Source organism: Veillonella sp. Ser01 (genome assembly GCF_053850375.1).
The window spans coordinates 113,389-132,567 of the sequence record NZ_JBSPUA010000001.1; the positions used below are offsets into that span (position 1 = coordinate 113,389).

The 19,179-nt window shown below is 39.6% G+C and carries 15 protein-coding genes; all 15 read left to right on the forward strand.

Features of this window, described 5'->3' with window-relative positions:
* Positions 1–7: 7 nt before the first annotated feature.
* The 15 genes from clpX (at position 8) to mmdD (ending at position 19,160) form a co-directional block, all read left to right on the forward strand.
* Positions 8–1,261 (forward strand): ATP-dependent protease ATP-binding subunit ClpX, encoded by a 1,254-nt coding sequence (gene clpX / locus ACWTVK_RS00530; RefSeq protein WP_456045616.1) that lies wholly within the window; start codon positions 8–10, stop codon positions 1,259–1,261.
* A 65-nt stretch (positions 1,262–1,326) separates the two neighbouring features.
* Complete coding sequence (lon, locus tag ACWTVK_RS00535; protein WP_456045617.1) at positions 1,327–3,636, forward strand: endopeptidase La; 2,310 nt, start codon at positions 1,327–1,329, stop codon at positions 3,634–3,636.
* Positions 3,636–4,334, forward strand: a complete 699-nt coding sequence (gene yihA, locus ACWTVK_RS00540; protein WP_456045618.1) for a ribosome biogenesis GTP-binding protein YihA/YsxC — start codon at positions 3,636–3,638, stop codon at positions 4,332–4,334. Before lon ends, yihA begins: the two co-directional genes overlap by 1 nt.
* Positions 4,331–5,302 carry a polyprenyl synthetase family protein gene (locus tag ACWTVK_RS00545; protein WP_456045619.1) on the forward strand — a complete coding sequence of 324 codons (972 nt, stop codon included), beginning with the start codon at positions 4,331–4,333 and terminating at the stop codon, positions 5,300–5,302. The genes yihA and ACWTVK_RS00545 overlap by 4 nt, the downstream gene beginning before the upstream one ends.
* Before the next feature lies 1 nt (position 5,303).
* On the forward strand, positions 5,304–6,194 hold the full coding sequence (gene tatC / locus ACWTVK_RS00550) for a twin-arginine translocase subunit TatC (RefSeq protein ID WP_456045620.1): 891 nt from the start codon (positions 5,304–5,306) through the stop codon (positions 6,192–6,194).
* A 21-nt stretch (positions 6,195–6,215) separates the two neighbouring features.
* The gene (locus tag ACWTVK_RS00555) at positions 6,216–8,873 is read left to right on the forward strand and encodes a valine--tRNA ligase (protein ID WP_456045621.1); all 2,658 of its coding nucleotides are present in this window, start codon (positions 6,216–6,218) and stop codon (positions 8,871–8,873) included.
* A gap of 12 nt (positions 8,874–8,885) precedes the next feature.
* Entirely contained in the window at positions 8,886–10,193 is a 1,308-nt protein-coding gene (locus tag ACWTVK_RS00560; protein ID WP_456045622.1) for a bifunctional folylpolyglutamate synthase/dihydrofolate synthase, read from the forward strand.
* Between the two features lie 9 nt (positions 10,194–10,202).
* Entirely contained in the window at positions 10,203–11,441 is a 1,239-nt protein-coding gene (locus tag ACWTVK_RS00565) for an O-antigen ligase family protein (protein WP_456045623.1), read from the forward strand.
* Between the two features lie 521 nt (positions 11,442–11,962).
* Complete coding sequence (locus ACWTVK_RS00570) at positions 11,963–13,468, forward strand: acetyl-CoA hydrolase/transferase family protein (RefSeq protein WP_060924000.1); 1,506 nt, start codon at positions 11,963–11,965, stop codon at positions 13,466–13,468.
* A 28-nt stretch (positions 13,469–13,496) separates the two neighbouring features.
* Positions 13,497–15,143: an acyl-CoA mutase large subunit family protein gene (locus ACWTVK_RS00575; protein ID WP_005386006.1), complete on the forward strand. Its 1,647-nt coding sequence runs from the start codon at positions 13,497–13,499 to the stop codon at positions 15,141–15,143.
* A 28-nt stretch (positions 15,144–15,171) separates the two neighbouring features.
* Positions 15,172–15,567 carry a cobalamin B12-binding domain-containing protein gene (locus ACWTVK_RS00580; RefSeq protein ID WP_105094081.1) on the forward strand — a complete coding sequence of 132 codons (396 nt, stop codon included), beginning with the start codon at positions 15,172–15,174 and terminating at the stop codon, positions 15,565–15,567.
* 78 nt (positions 15,568–15,645) lie between these two features.
* Positions 15,646–16,584: a methylmalonyl Co-A mutase-associated GTPase MeaB gene (gene meaB, locus ACWTVK_RS00585; protein WP_060923998.1), complete on the forward strand. Its 939-nt coding sequence runs from the start codon at positions 15,646–15,648 to the stop codon at positions 16,582–16,584.
* 51 nt (positions 16,585–16,635) lie between these two features.
* Positions 16,636–17,058, forward strand: coding sequence for a methylmalonyl-CoA epimerase (gene mce / locus ACWTVK_RS00590; RefSeq protein ID WP_060923997.1), 423 nt, complete (start codon positions 16,636–16,638; stop codon positions 17,056–17,058).
* Between the two features lie 151 nt (positions 17,059–17,209).
* Positions 17,210–18,739 (forward strand): methylmalonyl-CoA decarboxylase subunit alpha, encoded by a 1,530-nt coding sequence (gene mmdA / locus ACWTVK_RS00595; RefSeq protein ID WP_295824491.1) that lies wholly within the window; start codon positions 17,210–17,212, stop codon positions 18,737–18,739.
* 73 nt (positions 18,740–18,812) lie between these two features.
* Positions 18,813–19,160: a methylmalonyl-CoA decarboxylase subunit delta gene (gene mmdD / locus ACWTVK_RS00600; RefSeq protein WP_060923995.1), complete on the forward strand. Its 348-nt coding sequence runs from the start codon at positions 18,813–18,815 to the stop codon at positions 19,158–19,160.
* The last annotated feature ends 19 nt before the right edge of the window (positions 19,161–19,179 follow it).

The window sequence follows — 19,179 nt, forward strand, 5'->3', positions numbered from 1 at the left end:
GCGCCCATTGGCAAAAGATAAAGACACTATGCGCTGCAGTTTTTGTGGACGCACAAGCGAAGAAGTCCGCAAATTAGTAGCGGGTCCTAACGTATATATTTGTGATGAATGCGTTGAAGTATGTGAACGTATTATTGCTGATGAGTTAGGTGACGTAGAAACGGACGACTTCAACTTAAAAGAATTGCCAATGCCGAGAGAAATTAAAGCTCATCTTGACGAATATGTTATTGGTCAAGATGATGCTAAAATCTCTTTAGCTGTGGCTGTATATAATCACTACAAACGTTTACAAACAGATAATGTAGTTGATGATGTAGAATTACAAAAGGCTAATGTTTTATTCATTGGTCCTACTGGTAGTGGTAAAACACTATTGGCTCAAACCTTAGCGAAAATGCTAGAAGTACCATTTGCTATTGCAGATGCTACAAGCTTAACTGAAGCTGGTTATGTAGGGGAAGATGTGGAAAATATCTTGCTCAAAATTATCCAAGCTGCAGATTATGATATAGCTCGGGCTGAACGTGGCATTATTTATATCGATGAAATTGATAAGATTGCTCGTAAGTCTGAGAACCCTTCCATTACACGTGATGTGTCTGGTGAAGGCGTACAACAAGCATTGCTTAAAATCTTAGAAGGTACCGTAGCTTCTGTTCCGCCTCAAGGTGGTAGAAAGCATCCAAATCAAGAAATGCTTCAAATTGATACTACAAATATTCTCTTTATTTGTGGTGGTGCATTTGATGGTATGGACAAGGTTATTACTAAGCGTACCGCTAAGAAAACCCTTGGTTTTGGTGCAGATGTACAACGTAAAGAAGAACGTAATGTATCGGCTATCTTAAAAGATGTTGTACCTGAAGATTTATTGAAATTTGGTTTGATTCCTGAGTTCATTGGTCGTTTACCTGTTATGGTAACATTGGACCAATTGGACAGAGAGGCATTAATTCAAATTTTGACAAAGCCTAAAAATGCATTAACAAAACAATATGAAAAAATTCTATCCCTTGATGGTGTAGAGTTAACTTTCACTGAAGATGCATTAGAAGAAATCGCTGATGAAGCATTACAGCGAAAAACAGGTGCTCGTGGTTTGCGTGCTATCATTGAAAAGGTGATGAAACGCGTTATGTTTGAAGTTCCTTCCATGCCGGAAGTAACTAAGTGCATAGTTAATCGTGAATCCGTGTTGAGCACAGGTGAACCTATACTCAAAAATGAGGCAGACCAAGACATCCAGTTGAAATCGTAATTCGAAGAAACTCATTTCTGTGTAGGAATGAGTTTCTTTTCATAATATAAATACCTGGAGGAAGTATGAATTTACTCGAAATTGGGATTCCAACCGTACCCCTTAGAGGCATGGTTGTATACCCGAATATCGTGATTCACCTCGATATCGGTCGAGACAAATCCATTAAAGCGGTAGAAGCCGCAATGAACGAGGACCGTATTTTAGCAGTTGTCAGCCAAAAGGATGATGCTGTTGATTCGCCAACTGTTCATGACTTAGCCCAAATGGGTACATTAGTAAAAATTAAGCAAATGTTACGCTTACCAGGTGGTATTGTACGTGTTCTTGTAGAGGGCATTACACGTATTCGCGTAATGAATATTACAAGTATGGATCCGTACTATGTAGGGGACTACGAACGTGTAGCCTCCGAATTTGAAGACGATGTTGAGTTAGAAGCCTATCGTCGTTTAGTGCAATCTAAGTTTGGCGAATGGGCTGAAGAGGCTAAATCTGTTACCGATGAAGGCGTAACACGGGTTATGGAATTACGTGACCCATGTGAATTAGCTGACCAAGTTGCGTTCTTGTTGCCTATTAATAATACTAAACGCCAAGAATTACTTGAAGAGTTATCCGTAGCTCGTCGTTTAAATATGATCGTAGGCATCTTGAATATGGAATTACAAATTTCTGATTTGGAAAATTCCATTAATAATCAAGTTCGTCAATCCATGGAAAAAGCGCAAAAAGAATATTTCTTGCGTGAAAAAATCCGAGTTATCCACGATGAGTTGGGTGACAAAGGAGATCCAGAGGAAGAAGCAGAAGAGTTACGTGTTAAATTGAAAGCACTAAACCTTAGCGAAGATGTACATGAACGTATCGATAAAGAAATCTCTCGTTATAGTCGCATGCCTCAATTGATGCCAGAAGCAACTATTTTGCGTAATTACCTAGATTGGGTGTTGGCGTTACCTTGGAACGAATTGACTGAGGATCGCTTAGATATCAAAGAAGCTCATGATATGCTTGAGGCTGATCATTATGGCCTTGAAAAGGTTAAGAAACGCATTCTTGAATTCTTAGCTGTTCGTAAGTTAACTGGTAAGAATAGTGGCTCCATTCTTTGCTTAGTTGGACCACCAGGTGTTGGTAAAACATCCTTGGCTACGTCTATAGCTAAAGCAATGAACCGTAAGTTCATCCGCGCATCTTTAGGTGGTGTTCGTGATGAAGCTGAAATTCGTGGCCATCGCCGTACGTATATTGGTGCATTGCCTGGTCGCATGATTCAAGGCCTCAAGAATGTAGGCACTAAGAACCCTGTATTCTTATTGGATGAAATTGATAAACTTGCATCTGATTATAAAGGCGATCCATCCTCTGCATTGTTAGAGGTATTGGACCCTGAACAAAATAGCACATTTAGTGATCACTTCATTGAAGTACCATTTGATTTCTCCGAAGTATTCTGGATTACAACGGCTAATGTTGCATCCAATATTCCTGGTCCATTGTTAGATCGTATGGAAATTATCGAACTATCTAGCTATATGGAACAAGAAAAATTAGAAATTGCTAAGCGCTATTTAGTACCTAAACAAATCAAGAAAAATGGCCTTGAAGATTACAAGGTTAAATTATCTGATGCAGTGTTGAAAAAGATAGTTTCCGAATATACTCGTGAAGCCGGTGTTCGTACCTTAGAAAAAACGATTGCTAAGATTTGTCGTAAGATTGCTTATAAAGTTGTTGAAGAAGGTGGGGATGCACCGAAAGTAACGACAAAAAATCTTCACGAATTCTTGGGTGCACCAATTTTTGTTGACCAAGAGCGCGAAAAGAAACCGCAAATTGGCTATGTAAATGGTTTAGCGTGGACTTCTGTAGGTGGCGTTGTATTGCCTTGTGAAGCAACAACTATGAACGGTACAGGTAAACTTGCATTAACGGGTAGCTTAGGTAAGGTTATGCAAGAGTCTGGTCAAGCTGCAATGAGCTATATTCGCCACAATGCAAAAGCCTTAAAAATCGAAGATGACTTCTATAAGAAACTCGATATACACGTTCACTTGCCAGAAGGTGCAACACCTAAGGATGGCCCTTCTGCAGGTATTACGATGACATTGGCTATGGTATCTATTTTGACAAACCGTAAGGTTCGTTCTGATATTGCCATGACTGGTGAAATTACATTGCGTGGCCGTGTACTACCGATTGGCGGTTTAAAAGAAAAGTTATTAGCAGCCTTGTCTAATGGCATTAAAGAGGTATTGATTCCTAAAGGTAATGAAAAGGATATTGCAGAATTACCTGATATTGTAAAAGAAGGTCTCATTATTACGCCAGTTAAGACAATGGATGAAGTATTAGCAAAGGCACTTGTGTAATGCAAAAAAAGAAAAAATCCACTAAACAAATGGGCCCAAAACCACAATATACACGAAAAGAACCGAAGGGGCCTCGTATTATAGCAGCAAAATATAATACTTCCTGTGTTAAGGCTGATCAATATCCTGAAGGGGATACTGTGGAAATAGCCTTCATCGGGCGCTCTAATGTGGGCAAATCATCGTTGATTAACTCGTTGTGTAATTATCGTGGGTTAGCTCTCGTTAGTGGCCAACCAGGTAAGACTAAGACAATTAACTACTTTGATATTGAATCAAAAGAGGATATTTCTGAAACAGAGGAACGCAGATATAACTGGTTTCTCGTAGACCTTCCTGGGTATGGTTTTGCAAAGACAAATAAGGGAAACCGCAACTTGTGGTCTTCCTTTATTGCCGATTATATTTTACATTCTGAACGATTGATGTTGTTGTGCTTACTTATCGATGGCCGTCATCCAGAGATGTCTATCGATAAGGTGGCCTATGATTGGCTTATTGAAGCTGGTGTACCATTACAAATTGTAGTTACTAAAGCTGACAAACTAACGGCTAAAGAGAAGTCTGCGAACTTGGCTAAAATTAAGGAAATGTATCCAACGAATACACCGCCTATTTTATATAGCTCCTTAAAACACACGGGACGTGAACTTTTACAACAACGAATCAATAAAGTTCTAGTAGGAGATGAAGCATGAGTCAAACCAATGAATTAGAGATTATGGAACGCATTGCTCTAGATTTAGAGGGTGTGGAAGAGTCTCTTGCATCATCTTTTAATACAGGTGCAGAAGACTTTAATGCACTGATTCGACCATTATCTGCTGCAGGTGGCAAGCGCTTGCGCGCGCAATTATGTTTATTGATTGCTAATGCAGGTACATCTGTAGAACGTCAGCGTATTAGAATTGCTGAAGCCGTAGAGATGCTTCATTTAGCGACTTTGATTCACGATGATGTGTTAGATCAAGCAGAGATTCGTCGAGGCGAAGAAACGATACATATGCATAAAGGGAATAAGGTAGCTATTCTTAGTGGTGATTACTTGTTTGCTAAAGCATTCCAAATTGTATCTGAAATGCCTAATATGAAATATTTGCAGATTTTTTCTCATATCATTACTTGTCTTGTGGAAGGCGAGTTTATGCAGATGGAAGATGTGTATCGCATCGATCAAGGTATAGAACGATATATGACTAAGACCCAAAAGAAAACAGCTGACTTTATGGAAGGCTGTATGGAATTGGGTGGTCTCTTAGGGGGCTGGAGTGAGTCTGAAATCGTTGAGTTGAAAAAATACGGTCACGCTTTAGGTATGGCATTCCAAATTACTGATGATATCATGGACTATCGTGAAACAACTGAGACTACAGGTAAACCTGTAGGGAATGATCTTCGCGAAGGTTTATTGACATATCCGTTGTTAAGTATTGTAAATGATGACAATAAAGATAAATTGCTTGAGGATATTAAAGCCTTGAATAATGGCGGCGATGAGCAAGATATTATCGATTACGTTATCGCTCAAGGCGGTATCGACAATACATTAGCTGTAGCTGATCAATATTGCAAAGATGCTTTGGCAGCACTCGACGCTGTTCGTGATTTCCCAGGCAAGGAATTCCTTGTGATGGCGGTAGAGAATTTAGCTGATAGAAAGGTATAATATGGAACCATTCGAACCAAAACCGGACTTCGAATATCCCATACAAAAACCTTCTTTTGATAGTGTAGTTCGTCAAAAGCGTCGCGAAGCCAAATTAAAGGCTGAACAAGAACAGTATAAGGTGGTAAGACAACAGGTTCCTGAGGAACCGGAGAACGAGCCAATTTATACTGAGATGGAACAGAAAATGATGGACGAGGCGAGGGAAATATCCCTTGTTGGCCATCTATCTGAATTGCGAAAACGCCTCATTATAATGGCTGTTGCAGTAGTCATAGGAACTTGTATTTCTTATTATTATGTAGACTTTTTATTGGAAATACTTCTAAAGCCGGCTGGTAAGCTCTATTATATGAAACCGACTGAGGCCTTCTTTACCTATATGAAGGTATCCATAGTAGGTGGTCTTATTATAGGAGCGCCTATTATATTGCATCAGATTTGGCTATTTGTTAAGCCCGCCCTTACGGTGCGAGAAAAACAGCTATCTAACTGGATTTTACCAGTTGCAATAGGTCTATTTGGCATAGGTATTGTATTTTCTTATTTCCTTGTACTACCGGCAGCTGTTAAGTTCTTTATGGGCTTTGCTACAGACGAATTACAACCGTTATTTTCCATCGGTCAGTACATGGACTTTGTATTGTCCTTTGTACTACCCTTTGGATTTATCTTTGAGTTGCCGTTGATTTTAATCATCTTGGGATATTTCAACTTAATTACATCACGTTTTTTAAAAACGAAACGTAAGATATTTATTCTTATATCCTTTATCATAGGTGCGGTCATTTCACCAACACCGGATATGTTCTCTCAAACGATGATTGCATTGCCTATGATATTGCTATATGAAACGAGCCTATTTGTATTGGCTAAGATTATGAAGCGCTAAGGAGTTTATTTAGGAGGAACGATGAAAACCTACGAAAATTTAACCACTTATAACCCCGGTGAAATAGAAGGGAAATGGTATTCTTATTGGGAAAACCAAGGATACTTTCACGAAGAAGTAGACACAAATAAAGAGCCATTTAGTATCGTGTTGCCGCCTCCTAATGTAACTGGTATGTTGCACATGGGCCATGCTTTAGATAATACATTACAAGATATCCTCATCCGTTTCAAACGCATGCAAGGTTACAATGTGTTGTGGATGCCTGGTACTGACCATGCTGGTATTGCTACTCAAATTAAAGTAGAAGAGATGCTCGCTAAAGAAGAGGGAAAATCTCGCTATGATTTAGGCCGTGAGAAATTTGTAGAACGCGTATGGGAATGGAAAAAAGAATACGGTGATACTATCGTAAAACAAATCCGTAGCCTAGGCGCATCTTGTGACTGGTCTCGCGAACGCTTTACATTAGATGAAGGGTACTATCATGCAGTGCGTGAAGTGTTTGTAAAACTTTATGAAAAAGGCTTAATCTATCGTGGTGAACGTATTATCAACTGGTGCCCTCGTTGTGCTACTGCTTTATCTGATGTTGAAGTTGAACATGAAGACGAACATGGCCACTTATGGCATATTAAATATCCTGTAAAAGGTGAAGATAATCGTTTCGTAATTGTTGCTACCACACGTCCAGAAACAATGTTTGGTGACGTAGCAGTAGCGGTAAATCCTGATGATGATCGTTATAAAGACCTCATCGGCAAAACCTTGATTTTACCATTTGTGAATCGCGAAATTCCTGTAATTGCCGATGATTATGTAGATGCTAGCTTCGGTACAGGATGTGTAAAAATTACACCTGCTCATGACCCTAATGACTTTGAAATGGGCCAACGTCATAATTTGGAATCCATCGTTGTTATGAACAATGATGCGACAATGAATGAAGGTGCTGGCAAATTCAATGGCATGACTCGTGAAGAAGCTCGTAAACAAGTGGTATCTGAACTCAAAGAACTAGGCTTACTTGAAAAAATCGATGATCATGATCATGCGGTAGGTCATTGCTCTCGTTGTAATACAATTATCGAGCCAATGGTATCTAAACAATGGTTCGTAGATATGAAACCATTAGCAGAGCCAGCTCTTAAGGTTGTTAAAGACCACGAAGTAGAGTTCGTTCCTGAACGTTTTACAAAAACATATGTAAACTGGCTTGAAAATATTCGGGACTGGACGATTTCTCGTCAATTGTGGTGGGGCCATCGTATTCCTGCATGGTACTGCGATGACTGCGGCGAAACTATCGTAAGCCGTGAAGACATCACTGAATGTCCTCATTGCCACGGTCATGTAACACAAGATCCAGATGTTCTTGATACATGGTTTAGCTCTGGCTTGTGGCCATTTGCTACAATGGGGTGGCCTGAACAAACTCCTGAGCTTAAACAATGGTACCCAACAAGTGTTCTTGTAACTGGCTACGATATCATCTTCTTCTGGGTTGCTCGTATGATCTTTATGGCTCTTGAGTTCGAACATGAGATTCCATTCAAACATGTATTTATTCATGGTCTAGTTCGCGACAGCCAAGGCCGTAAAATGAGTAAATCTTTGGGCAATGGCATTAATCCTCTTGAAGTTATCGATCAATATGGTGCCGATGCATTGCGCTTTACTCTTGTTACTGGTAATACACCTGGTAACGATATGCGCTTCTATATGGAACGTGTTGAGGCTAATCGTAACTTTGCTAATAAGATTTGGAATGCATCTAAATTTGTATTGATGAATCTTACAAATTATGATGAAAGCTTTGTTCCAACAGCAGATGATTTGACATTAGCAGACCAATGGATTGTTCAAAAATACAATGAAACAGTACAAAGTGTAACGTCTAATCTCGATAAATTCGAGTTGGGTGAAGCTGCAAGTTCCGTATATGATTTCATTTGGAACACATACTGTGACTGGTATATTGAGTTAGCTAAACCTCGTTTATACAACGATGGTAATGAACGTGATCGTCGTACTGTTCAATATTTACTTGTAACAATTTTGCGTCACATGCTTGAATTGTTACATCCATTTATGCCGTTCGTAACAGAACATATTTGGCAACATTTACCTCATGAAGGGGATAGCATCGTTGTTGCAAAATGGCCTGAAGCATTAAAATTTGATAATCTTGAAAGTGCAGCTCGTCAAATGGAAGTTATGATGGATGCCATCAAGGGTATTCGTAACATGCGTGCTGAAATGAATGTGCCTTTAGGTAAAAAAGCTGAGGTTATCGTAGCGCCAACAGATGAAGCATTAGCTCAAACTGTAGCAGATCATAGCGATTACTTTGTTACATTAGCTTGGGCTGAGAAGGTAACAATTCTTGGTGCTGATGATCCAAAACCAGAAAATGCGACTGTAACAGTTGTAAATGGTATGGAAGTATATCTCTTACTTAAAGACTTGATCGACGGTGAAAAAGAAAGAGAGCGTATTGCAAAGGAAAAAATCCAAATGGAAAAAGAAATTTCCCGTTTGGAAGGCAAATTGTCTAATCAAGGCTTCCTCGCAAAAGCTCCAGAAGCTGTAGTAGCAAAAGAAAAAGAAAAGTTAGAAGAATATAAACAAAAACAACAAGCGTTATTGGAACGTGAAGCGTTCCTTGAAACCTTATAATAGGAGGTTTATATGACATATCAAGAGGCCTTAGCCTATTTAGAACAGGCATCTTCATTCGGTATTAAGCCTGGCCTTGAACGAATTACAGCTCTTATGGAAGCCCTTGGGAATCCACAAGAAGACTATAAGATTGTTCATGTAACAGGCACGAATGGTAAGGGCTCGGTTACCTCATATATTTCCTACGCACTGTTTACAAGTGGACTACGGGTGGGGCGATTTACATCGCCTCACCTTCAATCCTATACGGAGCGAATTCAAATCAATGATGGAAATATAACAGAGGAAGCCTTTGGTAATCTAATTAGTCGTGTAAAAGTGGCAGTTGATACTATTATTACTAACGGCATAGAAGCGCCAACGCAATTTGAAATTTTGACGGCTGCTGCCTTTTTGTTTTTCAAAGAACAAGATGTGGACTATGCGGTGGTGGAAGTCGGCTTAGGTGGATTACTAGATTCTACTAATATTGTGACACCAAAGGTATCGGTTATTACCAATGTAACAATAGACCATCAAGCGTATTGTGGTGATACTATTGAGGAGATTGCGCATCACAAGGCAGGGATTATTAAATCTAAAATTCCAGTTGTAACTGCTGCACAGGATGCTCCTCTTCGTATTATTGAAGAGGTAGCTAAAGAGAAACATGCTAGAGTGTATGCTTTCAATAAAGACTTTGGTATCGATAGCCGTAGTGCTGTAACTGGTGGCCAAATGATTACGGTTAGTACTAATGATACCGCTCCTGCAATGTTGTTTACGACGATGGCAGGTATCCACCAATCTGTTAATCTTGCGTGTGCATTAATGGCTGTGCGTTTACTGATGAAAGAAGATACTAACATCAGTGAAGAAACGATGCGTGAAGGATTTGCTCGTACTACGTGGGCAGGTCGATTTGAAGTTAAACGAGGTTTAGATCGCACCTTTATCTTTGATGGTGCTCATAATGCGGCAGGTGCTGAATCTTTCAGTATGACCTATGCTGAATTATTTAAGGACACCCAAAAAACGATTGTGATGGCAATTCTTAAAGATAAAAATCAAGATGCTATTATCCGCGAAGTTGTTAAGGCGGGCGATACGGTCCTAGTTGCACCAGCTCCAACAGATAGAACTGAAGTGCCAGAGGTTTTGGTTGAGAAAATACGTCACATCGTTCCAAAAGCTATAGCGCAAACAGCAGATTCTGTTGAAGACGCATTGGCTTTAGCATATAAACATACAAAAACTGGTGATATTATCACTGTTTGTGGTTCTTTATATATTTTAGGAGATGCTCGTCAGTGGTTTAACCATGAGATGAGTCACTAAGGTGAGCCTATGGAACTCTCACTTATTCCTAATCAGAAGAGAATCACATTTTATATTGAACGTTTAATTTATGGCGTTGTTGTGGCCATGCCTTTGCAACCAATGGTGGGTGATGTGCTCCTTTGGCTTGCGATAGGACTTGCACTATATGATTTAATATCTAGTAAATCCTTGAGCTTACCAACAGGCTATTTATCGTGGTCTGTTATGATTTTTGTAGTATGGACTGGCATATCTTCTATAGTGTCAGAAAATTGGGATTGGTCAATTCAAAGTTGGTTTTATCAAATTGTGGCCAGTGGCGGTATGTATTATTTAGTTCGTACATACATACAAACGCCTAAACAGTGGAACTATTTTCTTCGTGCCTTGCTAGGTACTGCTGTTCTAGTGTGTATCATAGGTGCGTATCAATATGTATTTGTTCCTAATATACATATTAAAGAGTGGGTAGATGCGGCACAGTTCCCTAAATTGATGCGTCGCATGTCGTCTACATTACAAAATCCTAATTTATTGGGCGCCTATCTATTGATGGTACTCAGCGTATGTATCAGTTATATCTTGGTATATATGAAGGAAAATCGTACACGCGAAGTTATTTCAATGCTCATTATAGGCCTTATATTATTCTTAACGATGCTATTAACCTATTCTAGGGGAATTTGGATTAGCTTTGGAGCGATGATTTTGTACTGGGCAATCTTTGTGGAGCGAAGATTATTCTTATCCCTATTAGCAGTGCCAATAATTTTGTACTTTTATGATGGTGAAATAGCTTCAAGGCTGTGGTCTATATTCCAAGGTCATGATACATCCGCTGATCTGCGATGGGCCTTATGGGATAGTACTATGTATATCGTACGAGAAAATCCTATCTTTGGTATTGGGTGGAATACATTTTATTTAGTATATCCAGACTATAATTACTATATTCAAGGACCTCATGTCTTGATGTATCATGCTCATAATTTATACCTTAATATGTTAGCTGAAACCGGTATCCCCGGATTGCTATCATTCCTAGCAGTTATCGTAGGTCATGTTATTACATCTATAAGACTTAAAGGGGATATATTCCGTCAAGCTGCGCAAATTGGTGTAGGAGCGTTGGCTATAGGTGTTTTATTTAGTGGCTTATCTGATTTTGAGCTATACAGTCATCAAGTGACTATTGTGTTTTGGCAATTGTTTGGCTGGGTAGGGGCCTTTGTAAAAGTTCAGCTGTCTGCTGATAAATCTACATAATTTCAGTAGCTTGTATAATTAGTATGTTTAATAGTAGATATATAATTTCATAATATGGTATACTTAATACATACCTTAGGTAGGTACGTATTAAGTAGTTTTAACCGGTTTTCTAATGTTAGACATAATTGAACATTATCGTTGACATTTGAAAGCCGGTTTTTTGTATATCTTTGTATCTTTATAGGGAGGTGTATGGTCTAGTTCTTGTGTATGAGATGTTGTTTTATATTGAAAAGAGTCTATATATTGTATAGAGAGAGTTCGATTTAATTGAAAAACATCAATATATGCCATAAATCAATAATTCCTGTGAGTTATAGCGATGTGAATAAAACTTATGTGAATATATGAAAATCTATGCATTTTAATCATAATACACCCATAAAGTGTGATGAAAAATACATTTTAGTCATATAAGTTGACAATGCGTTGGATGTGGACTACGATGAAGTCGGTTTAAGGAACGACCAAGAGATCAAACTGTCGTTTATACAATGTTACTCTTAAAGGAGATGGTAATGGTGATAGACATCAAAGACCGCGTTAAATGTGCGGCCCTCCAAGGTAAAATTGTCACTGCTTATGATGCAGCTCTTTTGATTAACCCTAACGATAAAGTTGGTATTTCCGGCTTTACTCCATCTGGTTATGCAAAAGCAGTGCCATTGGCATTGGCAGAAAGAATGGAAAAAGAACCATTCAAAATTGATTTGTGGACAGGTGCTTCCGTAGGTGATGAAGCTGATGGCGCGTTAACTCGTGCTAACGGTATCAATCGTCGTTTCCCATATCAAACAAATGGGGATACACGTAAAGCCTTAAATAGCGGTGCTGTTAAATACATTGATATGCATTTAAGCACAATGGCACAAAATGTTCGCTATGGCTTCTTTGGTGATTTAGATGTAGCAATTATTGAAGCTGCACAAATCAACGAAGATGGCTCCATTGTTCCAACTACATCTGTTGGTAACTCTCCAACATTTGTTAGCCAAGCTAAAAAAGTTATCGTAGAAGTGAATGTATCCCAACCACTTTCCTTGGTAGGTATGCATGATATCTATGAACCACTCGATCCACCACATCGTAAACCAATTCCATTGGAAACACCTGGTGATCGTATTGGTACTGAAGCAATTCCTTGTGATCCAAGTAAAATTGTTGCAGTAGTACCTTGTGATGTTCCTGATACAACACGACCTTTGGCACCTATCGATGATGATGCGAAAGCAATGAGTCAACACCTTATCAAATTCTTCGAACAAGAAATTGCAGAAGGTCGTTTACCTAAAAACTTGCTTCCATTACAATCTGGTGTAGGTTCCGTGGCGAATGCTGTAATCAGTGGTCTTGCTAAAGGCCCATTCACAGATTTGTCCATCTATACAGAAGTAATCCAAGATGGTATGTTCGACTTGATTGATGCTGGTAAAGTAACTGTATGTTCTGGTACTGCATTAAGTCCTTCTCCAGATGGGTTGAAACGTTTCTATGCGAATATTGATGAATACCGTAAAAAAATCATTCTTCGCCCACAAGAAATTTCCAACAACCCTGGTATTGCTCGCCGTATTGGTGTCATTGCCATGAATACCGCTATCGAATTTGATATTTTTGGCAATGTAAACTCTACTCATATTATGGGTAGCAAAATGATGAATGGTGTTGGTGGTTCTGGTGACTTTGCACGTAGTGCTTATCTCACTATTTTCTGCACTAACTCCGTTGCTAAAAATGGCGACATCAGTTCTATCGTTCCATATGTATCTCATGTGGATCATCCAGAACATGACACTATGATTTTCTGTACAGAACAAGGTGTTGCTGACTGCCGTGGTTTGAGCCCAGTGGAAAGAGCTCGTTTGATCATTGAAAAATGTGCTCACCCAGACTACAAACCTATGTTAACTGAATACCTAGAAAAAGCATTAGCTGCAACAAAGAATGCCCATACACCTATGTTGCTTGATGAAGCTCTTTCTTGGCATAAACGCTTCACAGAAACTGGAAGCATGAAAAAATAACCTGTTTTTTTAGGAGGATGATGAAAACATGGCTTACGAAAACTTAAAAGCCCAAATTGCTGAGTACAACAAACTTTGTGACGAAAAAAGTGCAAAAACTCCAGAACGTCAAAATTTAAAATACAACCGTGTATATACACCAGTTGATATCGAAGGTTTTGACTATGAACGTGATTTGGGTATGCCTGGCGAATTCCCTTACACTCGTGGCGTACAACCTACTATGTACCGTGGTCGTTTCTGGACAATGCGTATGTATGCAGGCTTCGCTACAGCAGAAGAATCTAACAAACGTTACCGCTACCTAATCGAGTCTGGTGCAACTGGTCTTTCCTGTGCATTCGACTTACCTACACAAATTGGTTATGACTCCGACGATGCAGTTGCAGAAGGCGAAGTTGGTAAAGTAGGTGTAGCGATTGACTCCTTGGCAGATATGGAAATCTTGTTCGACGGCATCGATCTTGGTAAAGTATCCACATCCATGACAATCAACGCTCCAGCATCCGTTTTGTTGGCAATGTACATCGCAGTAGCTGAAAAACAAGGCGTACCTTCCACAGAATTGAAAGGTACAATTCAAAATGATATTTTGAAAGAATACGCAGCTCGTGGTACTTACATTTTCCCACCAAAACCATCCATGCGTTTGATTACTAATATCTTCGAATATTGTTCTCAAAATGTTCCAAAATGGAACACAATCTCCATCTCCGGTTACCATATCCGTGAAGCAGGTTCCACAGCAGCTCAAGAAATCGCATTCACAATTGCTGATGGTATCGCATACGTAGAAGCAGCTTTGAAAGCTGGTCTTGATGTTGATACATTCGCTGGTCGTCTTTCCTTCTTCTGGAATGCTCATAACAACGTACTTGAAGAAGTTGCTAAATTCCGTGCATCCCGCCGTTTATGGGCAACAATCATGAAAGAACGTTTTGGTGCTAAAAAACCAAAATCTATGATGCTTCGTGTACATACTCAAACAGCTGGTTCCATGTTGACTGCACAACAAGTTGATAACAACATCGTTCGTGTTGCTCTTCAAACTGCAGCTGCTGTAATGGGCGGTACTCAATCCTTACATACAAACTCCCGTGACGAAGCGTTGGCTCTTCCTACAGAAGCATCTGTACAAGTAGCTCTTCGTACACAACAAATCGTGGCTTACGAATCTGGTTTGGCTGACGTAGTTGACCCATTGGGTGGTTCCTACTATGTAGAAGCTATGACTAACGCTATCTATGACGAAGCTATGGCATACATCAAGAAAATTGATGAAATGGGCGGCGCTGTAGTAGCAATCGAAAAAGGCTACATCCAAAAAGAAATTCAAGAATCCGCTTACAAATGGCAAATGGAAGTTGAATCTGGCTTGCGCACAATCGTTGGCGTAAACAAATTCCAAGTTGAAGAAGAAGCTCCAAAAGACTTACTTCGCGTAGATGCTTCCGTTGGTGTTAACCAATCCAAGAAAACTCAAGCAGTTCGCGCTAACCGCGATCAAGCAGCAGTTGATAAAGCATTAGCAGCTCTTAAAGCTGGTGCAGCTGATGAAAACGTTAACTTGATGCCATTAATTCTTGATGCAGTTAAAACATATGCTACTTTGGGTGAAATTTGTAATGTATTGCGCGAAGTATTCGGTGAATACGAAGCTCATTCCACATTATAATATCGGCTAATTTCGGAGGTAATTAATCATGGCAGAAAAACGTATTAGAGTAATCGTAGCAAAACCAGGTCTTGATGGTCATGACCGTGGTGCAAAAGTAGTAGCACGCGCACTTCGCGATGCTGGTTTCGAAGTAATCTACACTGGTCTTCGTCAAACTCCAGAACAAATCGTAGAAGCAGCTCTTTCTGAAGACGTTAATGTAGTTGCATTATCCCTTCTTTCCGGTGCTCATAACACATTGTTCCCTAAAATTGTTGAACTTTTGAAAGAAAAAGGCATGGGCGATGTACTTGTAATCGGTGGTGGCGTTATTCCTGACGCTGATATCCCTGGCTTGAAAGCAGCTGGCGTAGCAGCAGTATTCACACCTGGTACACCAACTGGCGATATCGTTAAATTCATTAACGAAAACGTTAAATAATTAATTGGGTAAGAGAGGGGTTCAACGGAATAGTTGACTCCCCTCTATTCCCATATTTTAAGATAGGTGGTGAGGCGAGTGGATTTAGTTAAAGAACTTTTTGAAGGTTCCCGACTAGCCTTAGCACGGTCCATAACAGCTGTAGAAAACGAGTATGAAAATGCCATTGATATTATGAAGGCAATTTATCCTAAAACAGGGAATGCACGTATTCTCGGTATTACTGGGGCCCCTGGTGCTGGTAAAAGTACTTTGACTGATAAAGTTGTTAAACATTATCTAGATCAAGGTAAAAAAATCGGCATCGTTGCCATCGACCCAACAAGCCCATTCTCTGGTGGTGCTATCTTGGGGGACCGTATTCGAATGAATGATTTGACATTAAATGAAAATGTATTTATTCGAAGCATGGGCACGCGTGGAAGTCTTGGTGGTTTATCCAAAAAGACTGCGGACGTTGTAAAACTCATGGATGCCTTTGGCATGGATTTAGTAATCATCGAAACAGTAGGTGTAGGTCAATCCGAAGTAGATATCGTTAAAAATGCAGATACTACATTGGTAGTACTTGTTCCTGGTCTCGGTGATGATATCCAAGCTATCAAAGCGGGTATTCTTGAAATTGGCGATGTATTTGCTATCAATAAAGCTGACCGAGATGGTTGTGATCGTTTGAATGTAGAAATTGAAATGATGCTTGACCTAGACTCTCGTGAAGTAAAATGGCGCCCACCAATTAAGCGCACAATTGCTAGCAAGGACCAAGGCGTAGATGAACTCATCGACGCTTTAGATGAACATTTTGAGTATCTTGAAGATTCTGGTGAATTGGAATCTCGTCGGGCAGAACGTACTCGTGATGAAATCATCGCAATGATTAATGAACAAATTGGTCGTTATGTAGCTGATAAAATCGTTACAAGCGACGAATTTAATAGCCAAGTGGCAGCTGTTAATGAACGCGAAAGCGATCCATACACAGTTGTTAACGGCGTAATGACAAGCGTGCTAAAGTAGACGGCGACTACATAGCATTAGAGATTTAGCCTTGAAAAGGAGATAATCGAAATGGCTTTTAAAGTATTACAAGTGGATCACATCGGTATTGGTGTTAATGATTTAGCAGCAACTAAAGAATTCTATAAAAATGCATTAGGTATTCAACATCTTCCTGAAGATGAAGTGGTTGAAGAACAAAAAGTAAAAGTATCCTTCTTCCCATGTGGCGATGCTGAACTTGAATTCTTAGAAACTACAACTCCAGATGGCCCTATCGGTAAATTCATCGAAAAAAATGGCGGTCGTGATGGTATCCAACACGTTGCATTGCGCGTTGATAATATTGAAAATGCTATTGCTGATTTGATGGCTAAAGGCGTTCGTATGATTGACGAAAAACCTCGTTACGGTGCAGGCGGTTCCTCCATTGCTTTCTTACATCCAAAAGCAACAGGCGGCGTATTGCTTGAATTATGTCAACGTATGAAATAATACAGTATCCAATTCACATCATTATGTATGAGTAATAGATATACATATTCATATAATCACTAGTTATATATTAAATATGTATGCATGCTTGAACTTTAATTATTAATGAAATAAAATGATACTGTAACAAGTTTTATTTGGAGGTGCTATAATGGCAACAGTGCAAGAAAAAATCGAGTTATTGCACGAAAAACTAGCTAAAGTTAAAGCTGGTGGCGGTGAAAAACGCGTTGAGAAACAACATGCTCAAGGCAAAATGACTGCTCGTGAACGTTTGGCTAAATTGTTCGATGATAACTCTTTCGTTGAACTTGATCAATTTGTTAAACATCGTTGTGTTAACTTCGGTCAAGACAAGAAAGAATTACCAGGCGAAGGTGTAGTAACTGGTTATGGTACTATTGACGGTCGTTTAGTATATGCATTCGCACAAGATTTCACTGTAGAAGGTGGTTCTCTTGGTGAAATGCATGCTGCTAAAATCGTTAAAGTACAACGTTTAGCAATGAAAATGGGTGCGCCTATCGTTGGTATCAATGATTCCGGCGGTGCTCGTATTCAAGAAGCAGTAGATGCGCTTGCTGGTTACGGTAAAATTTTCTTTGAAAATACAAATGCATCTGGCGTTATTCCACAAATTTCCGTAATCATGGGCCCATGTGCAGGTGGTGCTGTATATTCTCCAGCATTAACTGACTTCATCTACATGGTTAAACACACATCTCAAATGTTCATCACTGGTCCTGCAGTTATCAAATCTGTAACTGGTGAAGAAGTAACCGCTGAAGATCTTGGTGGTGCAATGGCTCACAACTCCGTGTCTGGTGTTGCTCACTTTGCAGCTGAAGATGAAGATGATTGCATCGCACAAATTCGCTACTTATTAGGCTTCTTGCCATCCAATAATATGGAAGACGCTCCATTAGTAGATACTGGCGATGATCCAACTCGCGAAGACGAAGGCTTGAACAGCTTGTTGCCTGATAACAGTAACATGCCATACGACATGAAAGATGTTATTGCAGCTACTGTAGATAATGGTGAATACTATGAAGTACAACCATTCTATGCTACAAACATTATTACTTGTTTCGCACGTTTTGACGGTCAATCCGTTGGTATCATTGCTAACCAACCAAAAGTAATGGCTGGTTGCTTGGACATCAATGCATCCGACAAATCTTCCCGTTTCATCCGTTTCTGTGATGCTTTCAATATTCCAATCGTTAACTTTGTTGACGTTCCTGGTTTCTTGCCTGGCACAAATCAAGAATGGGGCGGTATCATTCGTCATGGTGCTAAAATGTTGTATGCTTACTCTGAAGCTACAGTACCAAAAATTACTGTTATCACTCGTAAAGCGTATGGTGGTTCTTATCTCGCTATGTGTTCCCAAGATTTGGGTGCTGACCAAGTATACGCTTGGCCTACATCCGAAATCGCTGTAATGGGTCCTGCTGGTGCAGCTAACATTATCTTCAAAAAAGATGAAGATAAAGATGCTAAAACAGCTAAATACGTAGAAGAGTTCGCAACTCCATACAAAGCTGCAGAACGTGGCTTCGTAGACGTTGTAATCGAACCAAAACAAACTCGTCCAGCAGTTATCAACGCTTTGGCAATGCTTGCAAGCAAACGCGAAAACCGTGCTCCAAAGAAACATGGTAATATTCCATTATAATTCGTTTCGATAACAAGAACATCGAATTTGGGAGATACCTTTCTTTACTAATTTTTTAGAAAGGGGAATGATTATGGAAGGACAAGCAGTTACTACCAATCCTTGGTTAATTATGGCCATTAATATGACAGTTGTATTTGTTGTGTTGATTCTTTTAGGTATTCTTATGGAAATCGTACATTTAATCGATCCAACTAAGAAAAAAAAAGAAGCACCTAAAACAGAACAAACTGTTGTAACGCCTGCAGCTACTCCAGTGGCTGCTCCAAGTGCATCCGCTCAAAATGAGGAAGAAGTAGTAGCAGCTATCGTAGGTGCCATTGTGGCGATGGGGTACTCATCTGAACAAATTGCATCTATCCGACCTACAGCAACCAGTGCTAAATGGCGCTTGGAAGGTCGTTTAAGCGGTAGAGGTTAATAAAATTTTAGGAGGCATT